Annotated in this window: 1 protein-coding gene; it reads right to left on the reverse strand. The window is 50.2% G+C overall.

The window, feature by feature from the left end:
* Nucleotides 1-778, reverse strand: a 778-nt coding sequence (locus ACS8FD_RS17220; RefSeq protein WP_439276747.1) for an FAD-dependent oxidoreductase, incomplete at its 3' end; no start/stop codon positions are given.
* Between the last annotated feature and the right edge of the window lie 201 nt (nt 779-979).

Below are 979 nucleotides of genomic sequence, written 5' to 3' on the forward strand. Positions count from 1 at the left end.
CATGGCTGTCTGCACTAAAAGTTTGTACATTTTCGCCTTTGGGACGAATATTGATGCTATGGATATGCGGGCGACTAGAGTGGGCGTCAGCGTTTAATGCCAATACCTCGGTGTCATATAAAAACTGTACGCCAGCATTAGCGCAGCGCTCAGCTAAGCGCTGGGTAAATAGATGGGCATTACCCGATTCATCGCGGCTGGTATAAGTAGCGCCTTTGAGCTTATGGGCAATAGGATAGAGCGCGGGCTCCAGACTGGCCGCATTATTAATGTCAATGATATGACGCTCACAGCCTAGCGCTTGCATACGCTCTGTTGGCGCAATAGCAGCGTCAAACTCAGCTTGATCGGTATAAAAATGCATGATACCGCGCTTTTGCTGCTCGTAATCGATACCAATATCAGCACGTAGCTGCTGCAAAGATTCTCGTGAATATAGTCCCAAACGCACCATCTGTATCAGATTGGCATCGGCTCTATCTGCACGGCACTCTTGCAAAAACTGCATCGCCCACCTAAGCTGCGCTTTGTCAGCTCGCAGACGATACAATAGTGGCGCGTCTTCTTTAAATAGCCACTTAAGCGCTTTCATTGGAGTAGTAGGATTGGCCCAAGGGGTCGCATGCGAAACCGATATCTGCCCGCCATTGGCAAACGACGTCTGCATTCCCGCTGCAGATTCACGCTCGATGACAGTCACATCATAGCCAGCTTGGCGAAGATACCATGCGGTGGTCACGCCCACCACGCCTGCTCCGAGTACCGCAATATGGGTCATGAGTAAAATCTCTTAGTGACTGTTTTAGCTGCTTGTTGGGCAGTTTACTGCGGTTTGGACCACGCTACTTTGGACGTGCGACATCAGCTTGAAGTGCTGTTGGCAACTCCAATAGGGTGAGGTCGCTATCATCAAGATGGGCTGGACGTGCAACGACTAGCGCTTCAAAGCCATCATTGGTAGCAATGGCATTGACCACTT

The organism is Psychrobacter sp. 1U2, from assembly GCF_051847575.1.